Raw genomic sequence first — 15,320 nt, 5'->3', positions numbered from 1 at the left:
TGGCTAACTACTTCTTTTGAATAAGCAAAGTGCGGAATGGGATAAGCGATGAGACCGGTGCATAAAGCACCGGCTAAGCGACTCTGGCTTCAGCGACAGCCGGATGAACGCTGCGATCGGGTCCGCTCAGCATCACCGGTTTACCGGAGCGTAATCCGCGCTGGAACTGGGTCATGCGTTCATGGCTGATACCGGCACCGCACCACAGCAGGTGATGATCGTGGCGGCTTTCTGAACTGTACAGCATCGGTTGTGAGGTTTGATCCACCTCGACGCAGAACCCTTGTCCGGTAAGGCGAATGGCTTCCAGCCACACTTCCGTTTCATCGCCGGTGCTGACCACTTCCAGTAACAGTGGCATCTGCTGCTGACGGGCTGAAGCGCGTTTTACACAGTCGCTGTGATGAACGATCGCTTCATGAAAGCGCGTTAACCTGCGTGATGCCCCGCGACGCGTATCATCACGCAGCCAGCGGTTGAGCGGTTTCATCAGCACATTGACGAAATCGTCGCTGCTGTAATCGCCCGCCAGATTGCGCACAGTACGCGCCAGTTCTCGATCAGAGCCTAACTCCAGCTGCCGTAAAAGATCGCCGCGGCGTGCCACCCAACCAGACGAAGAGTAATCGAGCCCGCAGTGTCGGCCTTGATAGATTTGCCACAGCGTGGCGCCACCCGAGGTCAATGCCATCATGGCGAGCACTTCATCAACCTGATGTCGGCTCCAGTCCTTATTGACGTGATTCTCAGAAATTAATCCACCGCGCAACCAGCGACGTAAATTGGCGCGGTTGGCACCGGTAATGGCGCAAACGGTTTCAGTTGAATAAAAGTTCATTACGAGCCCTCAGATAGAGGGTGAATGGCCGTGGGTGCTAATCCAGGATGAGTGACCATCCTGAACCTTATCTGTATGGATTACCAGTATCTTTACGTAACTGTGCATAAAAAACCGACAAAGCGCAGCGGGAAAAAACGCACCGAACTAGTGCGTATTGGCTATTACCAATCGCCAGCTAGCCTAAGGAGAAAATAGCATTATGGATAAAAAATGGCTGTGATAATTTTTATTTCACACGCCAGATAACAGGCGTCACACAACATTATTTTATTGTTTCCAGGGATATTAAGAATGAAAAAGCACCGCCTGGCAGGTCTGTTATTGGCTTCTCTATCACTATTATCAGGAATGGCGCACGCCGAGGATCAACCGATTCCGTCGCTGGCGGGTAAACGCATTGGCATTACCGTCGCGGGTACCGATCACTACTGGGATTTGAAAGCTTATCAGGGACAAATCGATGAGGTGAAGCGCCTTGGCGGAACGCCGATTGCGCTGGATGGCGGGCGTAAAGAGTCGCAGCAAATTGCGCAGATTCAGACGCTTATTGCGCAAAAACCGGATGCCATTATTGAAACCCTTGGCACAGCGTCGGTGCTGGAACCCTGGCTGAAAAAAATACGCGAAGCGGGCATTCCTTTATTTACCGTTGATACCGCCAGCCCATCCAGTATTAACGTCACCACATCGGATAATTTTTATATTGGCGAACAGTTAGCATTAAAACTGGTAAACGACCTGCGCGGCGAAGGCAATATTTTGGTATTTAACGGTTTCTATGGCGTGCCGGTAGTCGCAATGCGCTACGACCAGTTAAAAGCCGTGCTGAAGTGGTATCCGAAAATTAAAATTATCCAACCTGAATTGCGCGATGTCATCCCGAATACCGTGCAGGATGCGTATGCGCAAATCAGTCAATTACTAAATAAATATCCGAAAGGTTCGGTGCAGGCGATTTGGGCGGCGTGGGATGTGCCGCAAATCGGCGCCACGCAGGCGGTAGACGCTGCCGGACGCAACGAAATCAAAACGTACGCGGTGGATGGCAGCCCGGATGTGGTGTCGCTGGTTAAAGATCCCAAATCCAGCGCGGCAGCGGTGGTGGCGCAGCAGCCGTATGTGATTGGCCAAACGGCGGTGCAGAACGTAGCGAAATACCTCGCTGGCGATCGTTCGTTGCCGCCCGCAACCTATGTGCCGTCGATTCTGGTGACTAAAGAGAACGCTGCCGAAGCGCAGAAAACCCTGGGTCAAACGGATGGTAAATAACGCGCCGCTGTTGCAACTGCACGCCATCAGCAAAGCTTTTGATGGCGTGCCTGCGCTGCAATCGGTGTCGCTCAGCGTGCATGCCGGTGAAGTACACGGCTTGATTGGCCATAACGGTGCGGGTAAATCGACGCTGATCAAAGTGTTAGGCGGCATTCACGCCGCCGATCGCGGCAGCATCGAGCTGGATGGCCAGCCGCTTACGCTCGCTACGCCCGCGCAGGCGCAACGCCAGGGCATCGCCATCGTGCATCAGGAGCGATTGTTGCCCGGCTCGCTAACGGTGGCGGAAGCGCTGTGGCTTGGCAACGAACCGCGCTTAGCCGGTACGCCGTTTATCCTGCGACGTCGTATGCGCCAGCAGGCAGAGCAGCAGCTGCAGCAGCACTTTGGTTTGCAACTCGATCCTGATGCGTTGATCGCCACGCTGAGCGTGGCGGAGCAGCAACTGGTGCAAATCTGTCGCGTGCTGCAAAACGCGCCGCGCGTGGTGGTGCTGGATGAACCGACCGCCGCGCTGGCGCGCCATGAAGTGCATGCGCTGTTCCGGGTAATTGAACGCATGCGCCAGCAGGGCATCGCGCTGCTTTATGTTTCGCACTATCTCGATGAAATTCAGGAGCTGTGCCAACGCGTCACGGTGCTACGTGACGGCAAAGACGTGGCGCAGTTCAACGCAGATCAACTATCACCGGCGGCACTGATCGCGGCGATGGTAGGCGACGCGCGTCATGAACTGGCACCGCGTCAGTCGCGCCGCGCCGGTGCGCAAGTACTGCAGGTTACTGCGCTCAGCGCGCCCGGCAGTTTTCACAGTGTGTCGTTCACCGGCCGACAAGGCGAAATCATCGGCATCACCGGCTTGTTAGGTTCCGGCGGTAAAGCGCTGATTCGCGCGCTGTTCGGGCTGGAAAACGGCGTCAGCGGCAAGGTTACGCTGGGCGAAGTGAGCGGCGTGCCGGCTTCTCCACATGCCGCAGTGAAGCGCGGTATCGCCTTTGTACCGGAGGATCGCCGCGCCAACGGCGTCGCGTTAAATTTGTCATTGCGTGACAATGTCACCTTAACCACGGTGCAACGCTTGCTGCGCTGGGGCGGCGTTTCGCGTCAGGCGGAGAGCGAACTGGTGGCGAAGAACATTCAGCAACTGGATATCCGCACGCCGGGGCAGCTGGCGGCGCTGCGTCAGCTTTCGGGCGGCAACCAACAGAAAGCGGTGCTGGCCAAATGGTTAAACACCGGTGCGCGTCTGTATTTGCTGGATGAGCCCACGGTGGGCGTTGATATTGCGGCTAAGGCGGCGATTTATCACACATTGCAGCAGTTGGCTGATGACGGCGCCCTGATTCTGGTGTTCTCCACCGATTTACTCGAACTGCAAACGCTGGCCGATCGCATTATGGTGCTGGCGCGCGGCGAACATGTCGCCACGCTGGAGGCACAGCACACCAGCCATCAGGAAATTCTCTCCTGGGCTTCGGGCACCGGCGCGTTAACGGAGCGTGCTTCATGAGTGATGTTACCCAATCTGCACCGCTTGTAGCACCGCGCAGCGTGCGTGGTCAGCAGTGGCTGCAACACGTTTCGCTGCTGATTATTGTGCTGGTTTTAGCCGTCTTTGCCTGGCTGTCGCCGATTTTTCTTACGGTGATGAATCTTGGCAACGTGCTACAGCAGACCGCGGTGGTTGGCACGCTGGCGCTTGGCTTAACGCTGGTTTTAAGCGGCGGCGGCTTGCAGGGTATTACCGGCGGCATTGATCTGTCGATTGCCGCCAACCTTGGCCTAAGTGCGGCGGTGTTTGCCAGCCAGCTCAACGCCGGTCAGCCCATCGCGATTGCCTTGCTGCTGACGCTGTTTACCGGTGCGGCTGTGGGTTTGTTTAACGCGCTGGCGATTGTCTGGCTGGGGATTTTGCCGCTGCTGGCAACGCTCACCAGCATGAATATCGCTATCGGCCTGGAAATGGTGCTGACCAGCAACGCCTCGGTGTCGGCCAGCAGCGATCTGCAAAATCTGTTGTTAAGCAACGGCCCTTTAGCGGTGTCGTGGCTGGGCTGGTCGTTTCTGCTGCTGGCGTTTGGCATGATCGCCTTGAGCCGCCTGACGTCCTTTGGCCTGCGCTTGCAGGCGGTGGGCAGCCATCCGCAGGCGGCGAATGCGGCGGGCATCGGCGTTAAACGCTATCAGGGTTTGAGCTACGTGTTGTGTGGCGTCAGCGCGGCTATCGCGGCAATTGCGTCGGTGTCGCTACTAAGCGGCAGTTCGCCTGGCGCCAACGACAATCTGTTGATGGTGATCGCGGCGGCGCTATTGGGCGTGGTGTTTTCCCGTCGTCTGGTGCCGACACTTGGCGGCGCACTGATTAGCGCGCTATTTCTCAGCCTGATTGCCAACGGCTTTCAGCTGATCAATGTCTCAAGTTACTGGATAAACGGCGTCGAAGGCGTGTTGATCCTATTAGTGGTGGCGTTAACCGCGCTGTTACGTCGTCGCCAGTCAAGGAGAACGCAAGGTGTCTGACTCTTTGTTATCACCTGTCGCGCCACGCCCGCGCCAGACCGGCTGGCTGCGCGCCATCATCGTGCTGACCTTTGTAGCGCTGCTCGTGTTCTTTATTATCGCGGTGCCCGCTTTTGCCACTGTCTCCAATATTCGCAGTGTGTTGCTCAATAACGTCGCGCCGCTGGCGATCGTCGCCCTGGCGATGACGTTGGTGACACGCATTGGCGCGATTGATCTCTCGGTGGGCACGGCGATCGATATTGCCTGTCTGGTTTTGGTGACACTGGTGCTGCATCAGGTCAGTTTGCCAGTGGCGCTGTTCGCGGCATTAATTGCCGCGCTGCTGGTTGGCGTGTTTAACGCCTTTTTGGTGACACAGTTAGGCGTGGAGCCGTTTCTCGCCACGCTTGGCACGCTGTTTATCGGACAAAGCGTGCAGCAGCTGTCGTCAAATGGCGGACAACCGGTTTATCTGCTGAGCCAGAAACTGCCCGATGGTTTTTCGGCGATAGGTCACGGCGCGCTGCTCGGCATTCCGCTGCCGTTGTGGCTATTGTTGCTGGTAGCGCTGGCGCTCTATCAGTTGCTGCATCGCAGCGCCACCGGCCGTTCATTGCGGGTAATGGGCGAGCAGTACAGCGTTGCGCAGCATTCGGGCGTGCCAGTGAAACGACTCACTGCGCTGGCGTTTATTCTCGCGGCGTTGATTGCCGGTATCGTCGGTTTGATTCTGGCGGCCAACGTCAAAGCCTGGGTGCCGCTGTCGGGCAATGCCTATCTGCTGAATGCGATTGGTGCCAGTTTTATTGGCGCCACCTTCGCGCCATCACGTCGGCCCAATGTGTTAGGCACGCTGCTTGGCGTGGTGCTGCTGAGCTTTATCGCCAACGGCTTGCTGCTGGTCGGCTGGAATTTTTACTGGCAACAGGTCGCCACCGGCGGATTAATTTTCATTGTGCTGGCCGTCGGGGCTCTGCGCGCGCGTCATCACAGCTGAGAGAGGTCAAAGATGAGCCGGGCACCGTTTTTACTGTTTGGTTTTATGATGAATGTGCCGGGCCACATCTCCGCAGGATTGTGGCGGCATCCGCAGGATCAGGCTCATCGCTATACCGAATTGCGTTACTGGACCGATATTGCCCAACAGCTGGATCGCGCCGGGTTTGATGCGCTGTTCATCGCCGATGCGCTGGGTCAGTTGGACGTGTGGCAAAACAAGCCGGACGCGGCGTTGCGTCTGGCGACACAAATGCCGGTTAACGATCCACTATTGCTGGTTTCTGCAATGGCAGCGGTGACGCAACATCTGGGCTTTGGCATCACCGTTTCTACCACCTACGAACAGCCGTATCTGCTTGCGCGCAAATTCACCACGCTTGATCACCTGAGCAACGGGCGCATCGCCTGGAATGTGGTGACGTCAATGCTGGATTCAGCGGCACGTAATCTGGGGCTGACGCAGCAAATTCCGCACGATGAACGCTACGATCGCGCGCAGGAGTTTCTCGATATCACCGGCAAGCTGTGGGAAGGATCGTGGGAAGAGGACGCGGTGCGGCGCGATAAGCAAAACAGCGTGTATAGCGATCCGGCCAAAGTGCATGCTATCAAGCATGCCGGGCGCTGGTATCAGGTACCGGATGCGCACCTAAGCGAGCCCAGTCTGCAGCGCACGCCGGTGCTGTTTCAGGCGGGAACCTCCAGTCGCGGGGCGCAATTCGCTGCACGCAACGCGGAAGTGATATTTCTCGGCGGCGTTACGCCGCAGGCCATTGCTGCGGATATCCAACGCATTCGCCAGTTAGCCGCAGCAGAAGGGCGCCATGCGGCTTCGCTGCGTTTCGTAACGGCTATCACGGTGATCACCGCAGAGAGTGATGAAGCCGCGCAGGCTAAATATCGCGATTATCAGCAGTACATCAGCGAAGAGGCCGCGCTGGCGCTGTTCTCTGCGTGGACCGGTATCGACTGGTCACAGGAGGATTTGGATACGCCGCTAGCGTTTCGTGAAACCGATGCCTGTCGCTCAGCCTTAGCCAGCCTGACGCGCATTGACGATCAAAAACGCTGGACGCTGCGTGATGCGGCGCGCTACATCGGCATTGGCGGATTGCATCCGCTGCTGATCGGCGGTCCGGAGAGTATCGCCGATCAGCTGGAACAGTTTGCCGCGGAGTCGGGTGTTGATGGCTTCAATCTGGCGTGGGCGATTAGTCCCGGCAGCTTTGAGGATTTTATCCAGCATGTGATGCCGGTGCTGCGTAGCCGAGGGCTTATCCGTGAAACGCCCGCGCAAGCCGTGACGTTGCGCGAACGGTTGTTTGGTCAGCCGCGACTCACGGCTGACCATCCAGCGGCACGTTTTCGCCACCGTTAATTCCAGGCATGGCGCGGCGGCGGGGTGCCATTGAGGTAATAATTGCCAACGTGGTAATACTTCCAGCGCACCGGATCGTGCAAGGTGTGGGTGCGCGCATTGCGCCAATGGCGATCGAGGTTGAACTCCTGCAGCGTTGAGCGTGTACCCGCAAGTTCAAACAGCTTGTTGCCTGCCAGAATAGCGATTTCGGTGGTTAACACTTTGGCTTCAGCGGTAGCAACCGTTGCTGCTGCAACCGTGCTTTCATCGGGTTGCCGCAGCGCCAGATCAATCGCTTCGCCAGCGCGCCACAGTAAGGCTTCAGCGGCGTGCAGGCGAATTTTCAAATCCCCGACTGCCGCCAGCGTAAAGTGATCATCGGATGCGCGCTCCTGGCCGCTATCAATCCACGGACGTGACCGCTCGCGCACAAAATGCAGCGTGTCTTCAACAGTGCCGCGAGCAATGCCCACATCCACCGCCGCCTGAATAATCTGCGAAATCGGACCGGCGGCAGTCGGGCGCTCAAACGCCTGATAAGCCGGGATCACGCGGGATAGCGGCGCGCGCACGTTCTCCAGCAGCACGGTGCCCGATGCCGTGGTGCGCTGACCAAAGCTCGACCAATTGTTAATGATGGTCACGCCCGGCGTGTTGCGATCCAGCACAATCAGATGCGCGCGATCCTGATCGTCGAGCGCCACTGCGTGAATTCGATGCGCCAGCAGTGCGCCGGTGGCGTAGAATTTCTCGCCGTTGATCACCACGTCATCACCTTCACGCTGAAAACGCGTCTGGAAATCGGCGACGGTGCGTGAATTCTTCTCGGAGAAAGCGTTGCCCCAGCGCAAGCCAGCCAGCACTTCGCCCAGTAGTTCTTGTTTCTGCGCCTCGCTGCCATCCGCCACCAGATGCGCCACGCCGGCTAAATGGTTCTGCGGTAGCTGACCGAGCGCGGAATCTGCCGCCGAAATGATGGCGATGACTTTCGCCACCGTCACCCAGGATACGCCCGCGCCGCCATAGATTTTAGGGATCGCCATCGCCCACAAGCCACTTTGTGAGAACGCATCCAATTCGTTGAGCGGCAAGATGCCTTCGCGGTCGCGCAGTGCGGCGTCACGCGCAAACTCTGTGGCCAGACGTTGAGCAATCTCGATGGCTTCGGCATCATCACGAATGATATGCGCCGGTTCAGCAGGTAAGGGAACGGGTGCTTCAGGCTGTTGGGAATTGACCTTCAGGATGTGGGTTTGGCTGAGCGACATGAGAACTCCCGATAATGACGATGTAGGGAAAATATCTTCTCATGCGCTCAGCGCGCGCCATATCTCAATTGCGGCTATGCAAAGTGAAAAATAGCGTTAACACAACGGTTTACTGCGCGACTTTCACCACAGTTTTACCGAAGTTTTTGCCTTTCAGCATATCGAAAAACGCCTGCGGGGCATTTTCCAGCCCGTCGATCATGTGCTCGCGGTAGTGGATTTTTTGCTGCTCCACCAGCGGCGTCATCGCTTTGAGGAATTCAGGATAACGATTGCCGTAATCCTGGAAGATGATAAAGCCCTGCATGCGAATACGACGTTTAAGAATGCCGCCCATGATTTGCGGGGTGCGATCTGGGCCTGGCGGTAATTCGCGGCTGCTGTAACCAGAAACCAGGCCACACACCGGCACGCGCGCTGCGGTGTTCAGCAACGGGAATACGGCATCAAACACTTTGCCGCCAACGTTTTCGAAGTAGATATCAATGCCGTCCGGGCAGGCAGCCGCCAGTTGTTCCGCAAAGTCGTCACGATGGTGATCGATACAGGCGGAGAAACCGAGCTTCTCAATCGCATAACGACACTTCTCTTCACCCCCCGCAACGCCTACGACATGGCAGCCTTGGAGTTTCCCAAGCTGACCCACCGTTGCACCGACCGGGCCGGTAGCCGCCGCGACCACCAGGGTTTCACCCTGTTTTGGCTGGCCGATATCCATCAAGCCCATATAGGCCGTAAAGCCCGGCATACCGAGAATGCCCAGCGCCCAAGAAGGATGGGGCAGATCGCCCAATTTCGCCACGCCGTTTCCGTCCGAAACCGCATAGCTTTGCCAGCCGCTTTGCGCGAGGACCACATCGCCTTGCTGGAAATCCGCGTGTTTAGATTCCACCACTTCGCTCACCGTGCCGCCAACCATCGGTTGGTCGAGTTCAGCAGGTGCAGCATAAGATTTGCTGTCATCCATGCGCCCGCGCATATAGGGGTCAAGCGACAAATAGAGCGTGCGCAGCAGGATTTGGCCGTCCTTCACGTCAGGAATGGGCTGCTCTACCAGGCGGAAATTCTCTTTTACCGGTTCGCCATGCGGGCGTGAGGCTAGTAGCCAAGCTTGATTACGTTGAGTAGATTGCGACATTTTTACCTCTATTAGCGTTTCCACGTGAGGCAAGTGTAGACGAGGAAAAGGCAAGTTTGAGGGTAAGGTCGCCATTAATGACGGCCTTACGAAATATCTGTAGGGTGCGCATTTATGCGCACCTGGTAAAATGCCAGTGAGCCAGCGCACAAACCAAGCGTAAACTTGTCGACGCGAATTAATATAACACCATGAATTTTAACAATCATAGGGCATTTGCCTAAGCGGTATCGGGCAATGCCACATACACCTGGCCACACTCTGCTGCGTATACCTATAGCGATGCTTTTCTCCCTACAGGTGACGCATGACACAACAACAATACGTATTATCGCCCGATCATGACGCGCATATCGCCTCGGCTATCGGCAAGTTCTTCCGCCGCATCATTCCGATGCTGGCGCTGATGTTAATTGTGAACCAAATTGACCGGGCTAACATTGGCTTCGTAAAAGCCGAACTGCAAACGGATGCAGGCATTAGTGCGGCCGCCTTCGGCTTAGGCGCGGGGCTGTTCTTTATTGGCTATGCGCTGTTTGAAGTGCCGAGCAACATGATGCTGAAGAAACTCGGCGCACGCGTGTGGCTGACGCGCATCATGATTACGTGGGGCATGGTGGTGGTGCTTACCGGTTTTGTGAGTACGCCGCTGCATTTCTATCTGCTGCGTTTCCTGCTCGGCGTGGCGGAAGCCGGCTTCTTCCCTGGCGTGCTGTTCTATTTTCGTCAATGGGTGCCGAATGCGTGGCGAGGGCGAGCTACCGCGATGGTGTTAAGCGCTACCGCCAGCGCTTTTCTGTTCTCCGGTCCGCTCACCGGTGCCATTCTGATGATGCATGATGTTGGCGGCATCGCGGGCTGGAAATGGGTGATGTTTGTGGAAGGCGGCGGATCGATGGTGATCGGCTTGCTGGCCGCCTTTGTGCTGGTATCCAAACCGCAAGGCGCGAAATGGTTGAGCGATGCCGAGAAACAAGCGCTGGCGCAGCAGTTAGCGCTGGAAGATGATGCGCGCGAAGAGCACGCGGTGAAACACGGCCGCTGGGGCTTGATCAGCGATCGCAGCCTTTTGTCTTACTGCCTGATCTTCTTCACCATGACCATGACCGGCTACACGTTAGTGTTCTGGCTGCCGCAAATCATTCAGCGTATTCAGGGCTTCAACAGCTTTGAAACCGGATTGCTGACCGCCGTGCCGTGGCTGTTCGCTATCGTCGCGCTGTTTCTGCTCGGCAAAGCCACCGACCGCTATCGCGATAAACTGGATAAAGGGCTCGGCATCGCCATGCTGATCGCCGCGTGCGGCACCTTTATGGCTACGCTGGGTACGCCGTGGTTTGGCTTTGTGGCGATGATTGTGGCCTGCATCGGATCCAAAGTGAGCGCGGCGTTCTTCTGGCCGATGCCGCAAAGTGAATTACCCGCCTCGATTGCCGCGCCCGGCATTGCGCTGATCAACTCGATTGGCAACCTCGGTGGCTTCTTTGCGCCCACGGTATTCGGCTACCTCGAAATGCACACCGGCAGCACCACCGGCGGACTTTACGCGCTAACCAGCGTGTCTGTGGTTACCGGACTCTATTTGCTGCTGCGTCGCAAACCTGTTCCACCCGCTTTCGGTCACACGGAGAGAAACCATGTCAGACAGTCCAGTCATTAAATCGATGCGCATCGTGCCGGTTGCCGGCTACGACAGCATGTTATTGAACATTGGCGGCGCCCATAACTGCTATTTCACGCGCATCATCGTGATACTGACCGATTCCGCCGGACATACCGGCGTAGGCGAAACGCCGTGTCATGCATCCACCTTGCAGTTGCTGGAACAGTTTCGCCCGCTGATAGAAGGTAGTTCGCTGCTGCGTCTCAACGCGACACTCAGCCAGCTGTTCAGCAGCGAAGCGCGTCAGCAACAAACCTCGCACACCAACGACATTCATATCCCGCAAATGAATCCGGAGAAGTTTTATAACGCCGCCGCCGCCATTGAAGCGGCGTTGCTGGATCTGCAAGGCAAACTGTTTAACCTGCCGGTGGCGGACCTGCTTGCCAGCGGTAAACAGCGCGATCGCATTCCGGTGCTGGGCTATTTGTTCTACATCGCCGATCGCAAGCGCACCAATATGCACTATCGATCAGGGGAGCATGAGCAAGAAGGCTGGTTCCGTCTGCGTCATGAAGCGGCGATGGACAGCGATGCCGTGGTGCGACTGGCCGAAGCGGCAGTTGAGCAATATGGCTTCCGCGACTTCAAGCTCAAAGGCGGCGTGCAGGCAGGCGAAGTGGAAGTGGCAACGGTGGAAGCGCTACTGTCGCGCTTCCCTGAAGCACGCGTCACCGTCGATCCTAACGCCAGCTGGTCGGTGGATGAGGCGATTCGCTTTGGCAAGCAGCTGGCGGGGAAGGTGCCGTATCTGGAAGATCCTTGTGGCGCTGAACAAGGCTATTCCGGTCGGGAAACGCTGGCCGAGTTTCGCCGCGCCACCGGCGTGCCGGTCGCGACTAATATGATCGCCAACGACTGGCGCCAGCTGCATCATGCGCTGCAACTGAATGCCATTGATATTCCGCTCGCCGATCCGCACTTCTGGACGATGCGTAACGCCAACGTGGTGGCGCAGCTGTGCAACGAATGGGGGCTGACAACCGGCTGCCACTCCAATAACCATTTTGATATTTCGCTGGCGATGGTGGCGCACTTGGGTGCCGCCGCGCCTGGCGATCGTCAAACCGCCTTTGATACGCACTGGATTTGGCAGGATGGTCAGCAGCTTACGCGTCAACCGCCGCAAATCCGCGATGGTTATCTGGAGTTACCGCCGGGGCCGGGATTGGGCATCGAGCTGGATATGGATCGCATCGAACAGGCGCATGCGCTATATAACGCGCTGCCGGATAAAAATCGCAACGATGCGCTGGGGATGCAGTTTTTGATCGATAACTGGCGCTATGACGCCAAACGTCCGTCATTGGTACGCTAAGGAAGCAGCATGAAGAACCTATTACGCGCGGCGACGCTTTTAGCATCGTTGGCCGCCAGCGCGCCGTTGCTGGCGCAGACTTTTGTCTACGTTTCAGAAGCCGATGATGGCACCATCGCGCGCTACGCGCAGTATGAGCAAACCGGTGCATTGCAACTATTAGGACGCACTCAGGTCGGCGGCAAAGTGATGCCGATGGCGTTGAGCGCCGATCACAAACATCTTTACGCCGCGATTCGCAGTAAACCGCTGCAACTGGTGAGCTGGAACATCGACAGCAAAACGGGCGATCTCAGCCCGTTGAATAGCGTATCCGCTGCGGCCAGTTATCCCTACATCAGCACGGATCCGCAGGGTCGTTTTCTGCTGGGCGCTTCCTATGATGGCGATGTGGTGCACGTTTATCGACTCAATAGCGACGGCAAGCTGATTGCGCCGCCGGTCGGGAGTTACAAAACCGGACATGCCGCGCACTCGGTGATTGTTGATGCGAGCGGCGAGCAGGCTTATGTCGGCAATCTCGGCACCGATCGCGTGCTGCAATTGAAACTGAGCGCCGAGGGCGAGCTTTCGGGGTTAGGCAACGGCTATGTTAAAACGGCGACAGAAAACGGACCGCGCCATTCGGTGTTGTCGCCGGATAATCGCTATCTCTACAACATCGGTGAAATGGGCGGCATCATTACGCAGTTTCGTCGTGAAGCCAGCGGTGAGCTGGTGAAAGTAGCGGAGACGCCAAATGCGGTAGCGGAAAAATATCAACTGCAACACGGCAAAGAGCGACCGCCGGGCTACAGCGACACCACGCCGCGCATCTGGGCGGCCGATATTCGTCTGACGCCGGATGGCCGTTTTCTCTATGTCAGCGAGCGGACCAGCAGCACCATCAGCGGATACCGGATTAACAAAGCAGACGGCAAACTGACGCTGATTGATAGCTGGCAAGTCGAGAAACAGCCGCGCGGCATCGCGATCACCGCTGACGGACGTTGGTTGATTGCCAGCGGCGAAAAGAGTGCGGTGACCGGCAGCTATGCCATTGATCAAGAAAGCGGGGCGCTAAAGCGCGTTGGCAAAGCACCGGCCGGCGGTGACGCCAATTGGGTGACGGTGGTGAGTTACAAATAATCCCTCAGGATTGCCATTAATGGCGACCAGGTGCGCCTTACAGTTGCTTATATTTCTCGTTAGTTAAAGTGTAGCGGTGGGCTGGCTGAATGATAATGCGCTCAAAGTCGCAAGCACTTGTGAGCGCGATTCATTAATATGACATACGTGACAATGTCACTGATTGGGGTAAGCAGAGTGCGACAAAGTCCCTCGACGATCGACCTTTCTTGCGGCTAACCACAACAGTGCGGTGACAATCCAGCCAATAATCCACGACACATCATTACCGGCAAAAATCCAGGTTAACGAACCGTGATGCAGTGGATTATCAATGAACGGCAACTGTACCAGCACGCCGCAGAAGTAGACAATTATGCCCGCCCAGTTCCAGCGACCGTAACGTCCGTTGGGCTGGGAGAGTGCCGGTACATCGACTTTACCTTTGGTGATCAGGTAGAAATCGGTCAGGCTGATTGCGCTCCACGGCACAAAAAAGGCCAGTAAAAACAGCAGGAAATGGGTGAATGATTTCAGGAAAGCGGGTTCGCTAATCAGCGCAATCACACAAGAAATCGTCACCATCAACACCACAAACAGAATGCGGCCGCCACGACTTAATGCGGTTTTCTGACGGAAGCCAGAAACGATGGTGGTGAGTGACATAAAGCTGCCGTAAGCATTCAGCGTGGTGAAAGTGATTTTGCCGAAGCAGATCGCAAAATAGATCACCATCGCCATCGTAGCGCTGCTGCCTAAACTGACAATATAGCCAACCTCGTTGCCAGAGAAAGCCTTACCGGCAATCGCCGCGACAATTACACCCAACGTCATTGAAGCCTGCGTTCCTAAAACCGTGCCGAAGAAAACGCAGCTGAAAAGTTTTTTGGCTGAGACGTTAGCCGGTAAATAGCGCGAATAGTCAGAAACATACGGGCAAAATGCAATCTGCCATGACGACGACAACGAAACCGCAAGCAGGAAGTTAGCGACCGTGAAATGCTGGTTCTGCCACACCGCGGACAGATCATGGGTTGAGAGCAGCGTGATAAACAGGTAAACAAAGGCAAGCACGCCAATCACGCTGGCTACTTTACCGAGCTTGTGAATCACGCGATATCCCAGCACCGCGATGACGACGATAATCGCACTGAACAGGATCATGCCTGACGCATTGCTGGTATTAATCAGTTTGGCGAGCGCCTGTCCGGCCAACACCGTGCCGCTGGCAGAGAATCCGACATACATGATGCACACCAACACCAACGGAATCACCGCACCGTATACGCCAAACTGCATGCGGCTGGTGATCATTTGCGGCAATCCGAGACGCGGTCCCTGAATGGCATGCAGTGACATGATCGCCGCGCCCACAACTTGCCCAACCAGCAAGCCGATGATCGACCACACCACATCGCCGCCCAACACCACGGCCAGCGCGCCGGTTACGATGGCGGTGATCTGCAAATTGCCACCAAACCACAAGGTGAATTGGCTGAAAGGATGTCCGTGGCGTTCGCTCGGAGGAATGTAATCAATGGATCGCGTTTCTGACAGGCGCTTTTTCTCTGCGCCGGCGTAATCTGCTGCAGGTGATTCGGCTGACATAGTTTCCTCGCTGAAGCGGCTAAAGGTGGGAAATTATTGTTAGTGTGATGTGGCTTCTCTTGGTGGTACATGTATATACATGTAGCGATATTGTCATGCAGCATGGAAACTTACAATACGATCGGTCATTGGAAAATGTGATGACGCGGGCAAGGTTGGAAGTTATGAAAGTGACAGAGCGGAGGATAAATGGGAGAACTTATATGATGTCGCTACGTGAATTCTGCAAAAAGAGCAGGGTGGA

12 protein-coding genes are annotated in these 15,320 nt (G+C 56.3%); 8 read left to right on the top strand and 4 right to left on the bottom strand.

Going from position 1 to position 15,320, the window contains the following annotated elements; all coding sequences use genetic code 11:
* Positions 1 to 73: 73 nt before the first annotated feature.
* Positions 74 to 838: a hypothetical protein gene (locus ACFQW4_RS10060; protein WP_110866144.1), complete on the bottom strand. Its 765-nt coding sequence runs from the start codon at positions 836 to 838 to the stop codon at positions 74 to 76.
* 294 nt (positions 839 to 1,132) lie between these two features.
* On the opposite strand from ACFQW4_RS10060, the gene ACFQW4_RS10055 reads away from it, so the two are divergent.
* The 5 genes from ACFQW4_RS10055 to ACFQW4_RS10035 are packed head-to-tail and all read left to right on the top strand — an operon-like array spanning position 1,133 to position 6,992.
* Positions 1,133 to 2,110, top strand: a complete 978-nt coding sequence (locus ACFQW4_RS10055; RefSeq protein WP_101764408.1) for a sugar ABC transporter substrate-binding protein — start codon at positions 1,133 to 1,135, stop codon at positions 2,108 to 2,110.
* Positions 2,100 to 3,623, top strand: coding sequence for a sugar ABC transporter ATP-binding protein (locus ACFQW4_RS10050; protein ID WP_336767553.1), 1,524 nt, complete (start codon positions 2,100 to 2,102; stop codon positions 3,621 to 3,623). The genes ACFQW4_RS10055 and ACFQW4_RS10050 overlap by 11 nt, the downstream gene beginning before the upstream one ends.
* The gene (locus ACFQW4_RS10045; RefSeq protein ID WP_217546629.1) at positions 3,620 to 4,633 is read left to right on the top strand and encodes an ABC transporter permease; all 1,014 of its coding nucleotides are present in this window, start codon (positions 3,620 to 3,622) and stop codon (positions 4,631 to 4,633) included. The genes ACFQW4_RS10050 and ACFQW4_RS10045 overlap by 4 nt, the downstream gene beginning before the upstream one ends.
* Complete coding sequence (locus ACFQW4_RS10040) at positions 4,626 to 5,612, top strand: ABC transporter permease (protein WP_377725101.1); 987 nt, start codon at positions 4,626 to 4,628, stop codon at positions 5,610 to 5,612. Before ACFQW4_RS10045 ends, ACFQW4_RS10040 begins: the two co-directional genes overlap by 8 nt.
* Before the next feature lie 12 nt (positions 5,613 to 5,624).
* A complete protein-coding gene (locus ACFQW4_RS10035) occupies positions 5,625 to 6,992 on the top strand; it encodes an LLM class flavin-dependent oxidoreductase (protein ID WP_271459790.1) in 1,368 nt (455 codons plus the stop codon).
* Here the strand turns inward: ACFQW4_RS10035 and ACFQW4_RS10030 are convergent.
* A complete protein-coding gene (locus tag ACFQW4_RS10030) occupies positions 6,989 to 8,242 on the bottom strand; it encodes an SfnB family sulfur acquisition oxidoreductase (RefSeq protein WP_222233441.1) in 1,254 nt (417 codons plus the stop codon). The two genes, ACFQW4_RS10035 and ACFQW4_RS10030, sit on opposite strands and share 4 nt — an antisense overlap.
* 109 nt (positions 8,243 to 8,351) lie before the next feature.
* Entirely contained in the window at positions 8,352 to 9,380 is a 1,029-nt protein-coding gene (locus tag ACFQW4_RS10025) for an NADP-dependent oxidoreductase (RefSeq protein WP_377725098.1), read from the bottom strand.
* Positions 9,381 to 9,687: 307 nt separating this feature from the next.
* Here ACFQW4_RS10025 and ACFQW4_RS10020 point away from each other — a divergent pair, with 307 nt between their 5' ends.
* Genes ACFQW4_RS10020 through ACFQW4_RS10010 form a run of 3 tightly spaced genes read left to right on the top strand, consistent with a single transcriptional unit; the run spans position 9,688 to position 13,489 of the window.
* Positions 9,688 to 11,040: an MFS transporter gene (locus ACFQW4_RS10020; RefSeq protein ID WP_110866146.1), complete on the top strand. Its 1,353-nt coding sequence runs from the start codon at positions 9,688 to 9,690 to the stop codon at positions 11,038 to 11,040.
* Positions 11,018 to 12,361, top strand: coding sequence for an enolase C-terminal domain-like protein (locus tag ACFQW4_RS10015; RefSeq protein ID WP_377725095.1), 1,344 nt, complete (start codon positions 11,018 to 11,020; stop codon positions 12,359 to 12,361). The genes ACFQW4_RS10020 and ACFQW4_RS10015 overlap by 23 nt, the downstream gene beginning before the upstream one ends.
* A gap of 9 nt (positions 12,362 to 12,370) precedes the next feature.
* Positions 12,371 to 13,489 (top strand): lactonase family protein, encoded by a 1,119-nt coding sequence (locus ACFQW4_RS10010; RefSeq protein ID WP_377725093.1) that lies wholly within the window; start codon positions 12,371 to 12,373, stop codon positions 13,487 to 13,489.
* Between the two features lie 156 nt (positions 13,490 to 13,645).
* Here ACFQW4_RS10010 and ACFQW4_RS10005 read toward each other — a convergent pair whose 3' ends face one another.
* Positions 13,646 to 15,076 (bottom strand): cytosine permease, encoded by a 1,431-nt coding sequence (locus tag ACFQW4_RS10005; RefSeq protein WP_192233849.1) that lies wholly within the window; start codon positions 15,074 to 15,076, stop codon positions 13,646 to 13,648.
* Positions 15,077 to 15,320: the final 244 nt, after the last annotated feature.

This window comes from Pantoea sp. GCM10028869, from assembly GCF_042666835.1.
GTDB lineage: Bacteria > Pseudomonadota > Gammaproteobacteria > Enterobacterales > Enterobacteriaceae > Pantoea > Pantoea leporis.
The sequence above is the reverse complement of the archived record's forward strand: the minus strand, read 5'-3'. Positions and strand labels throughout refer to the sequence as shown.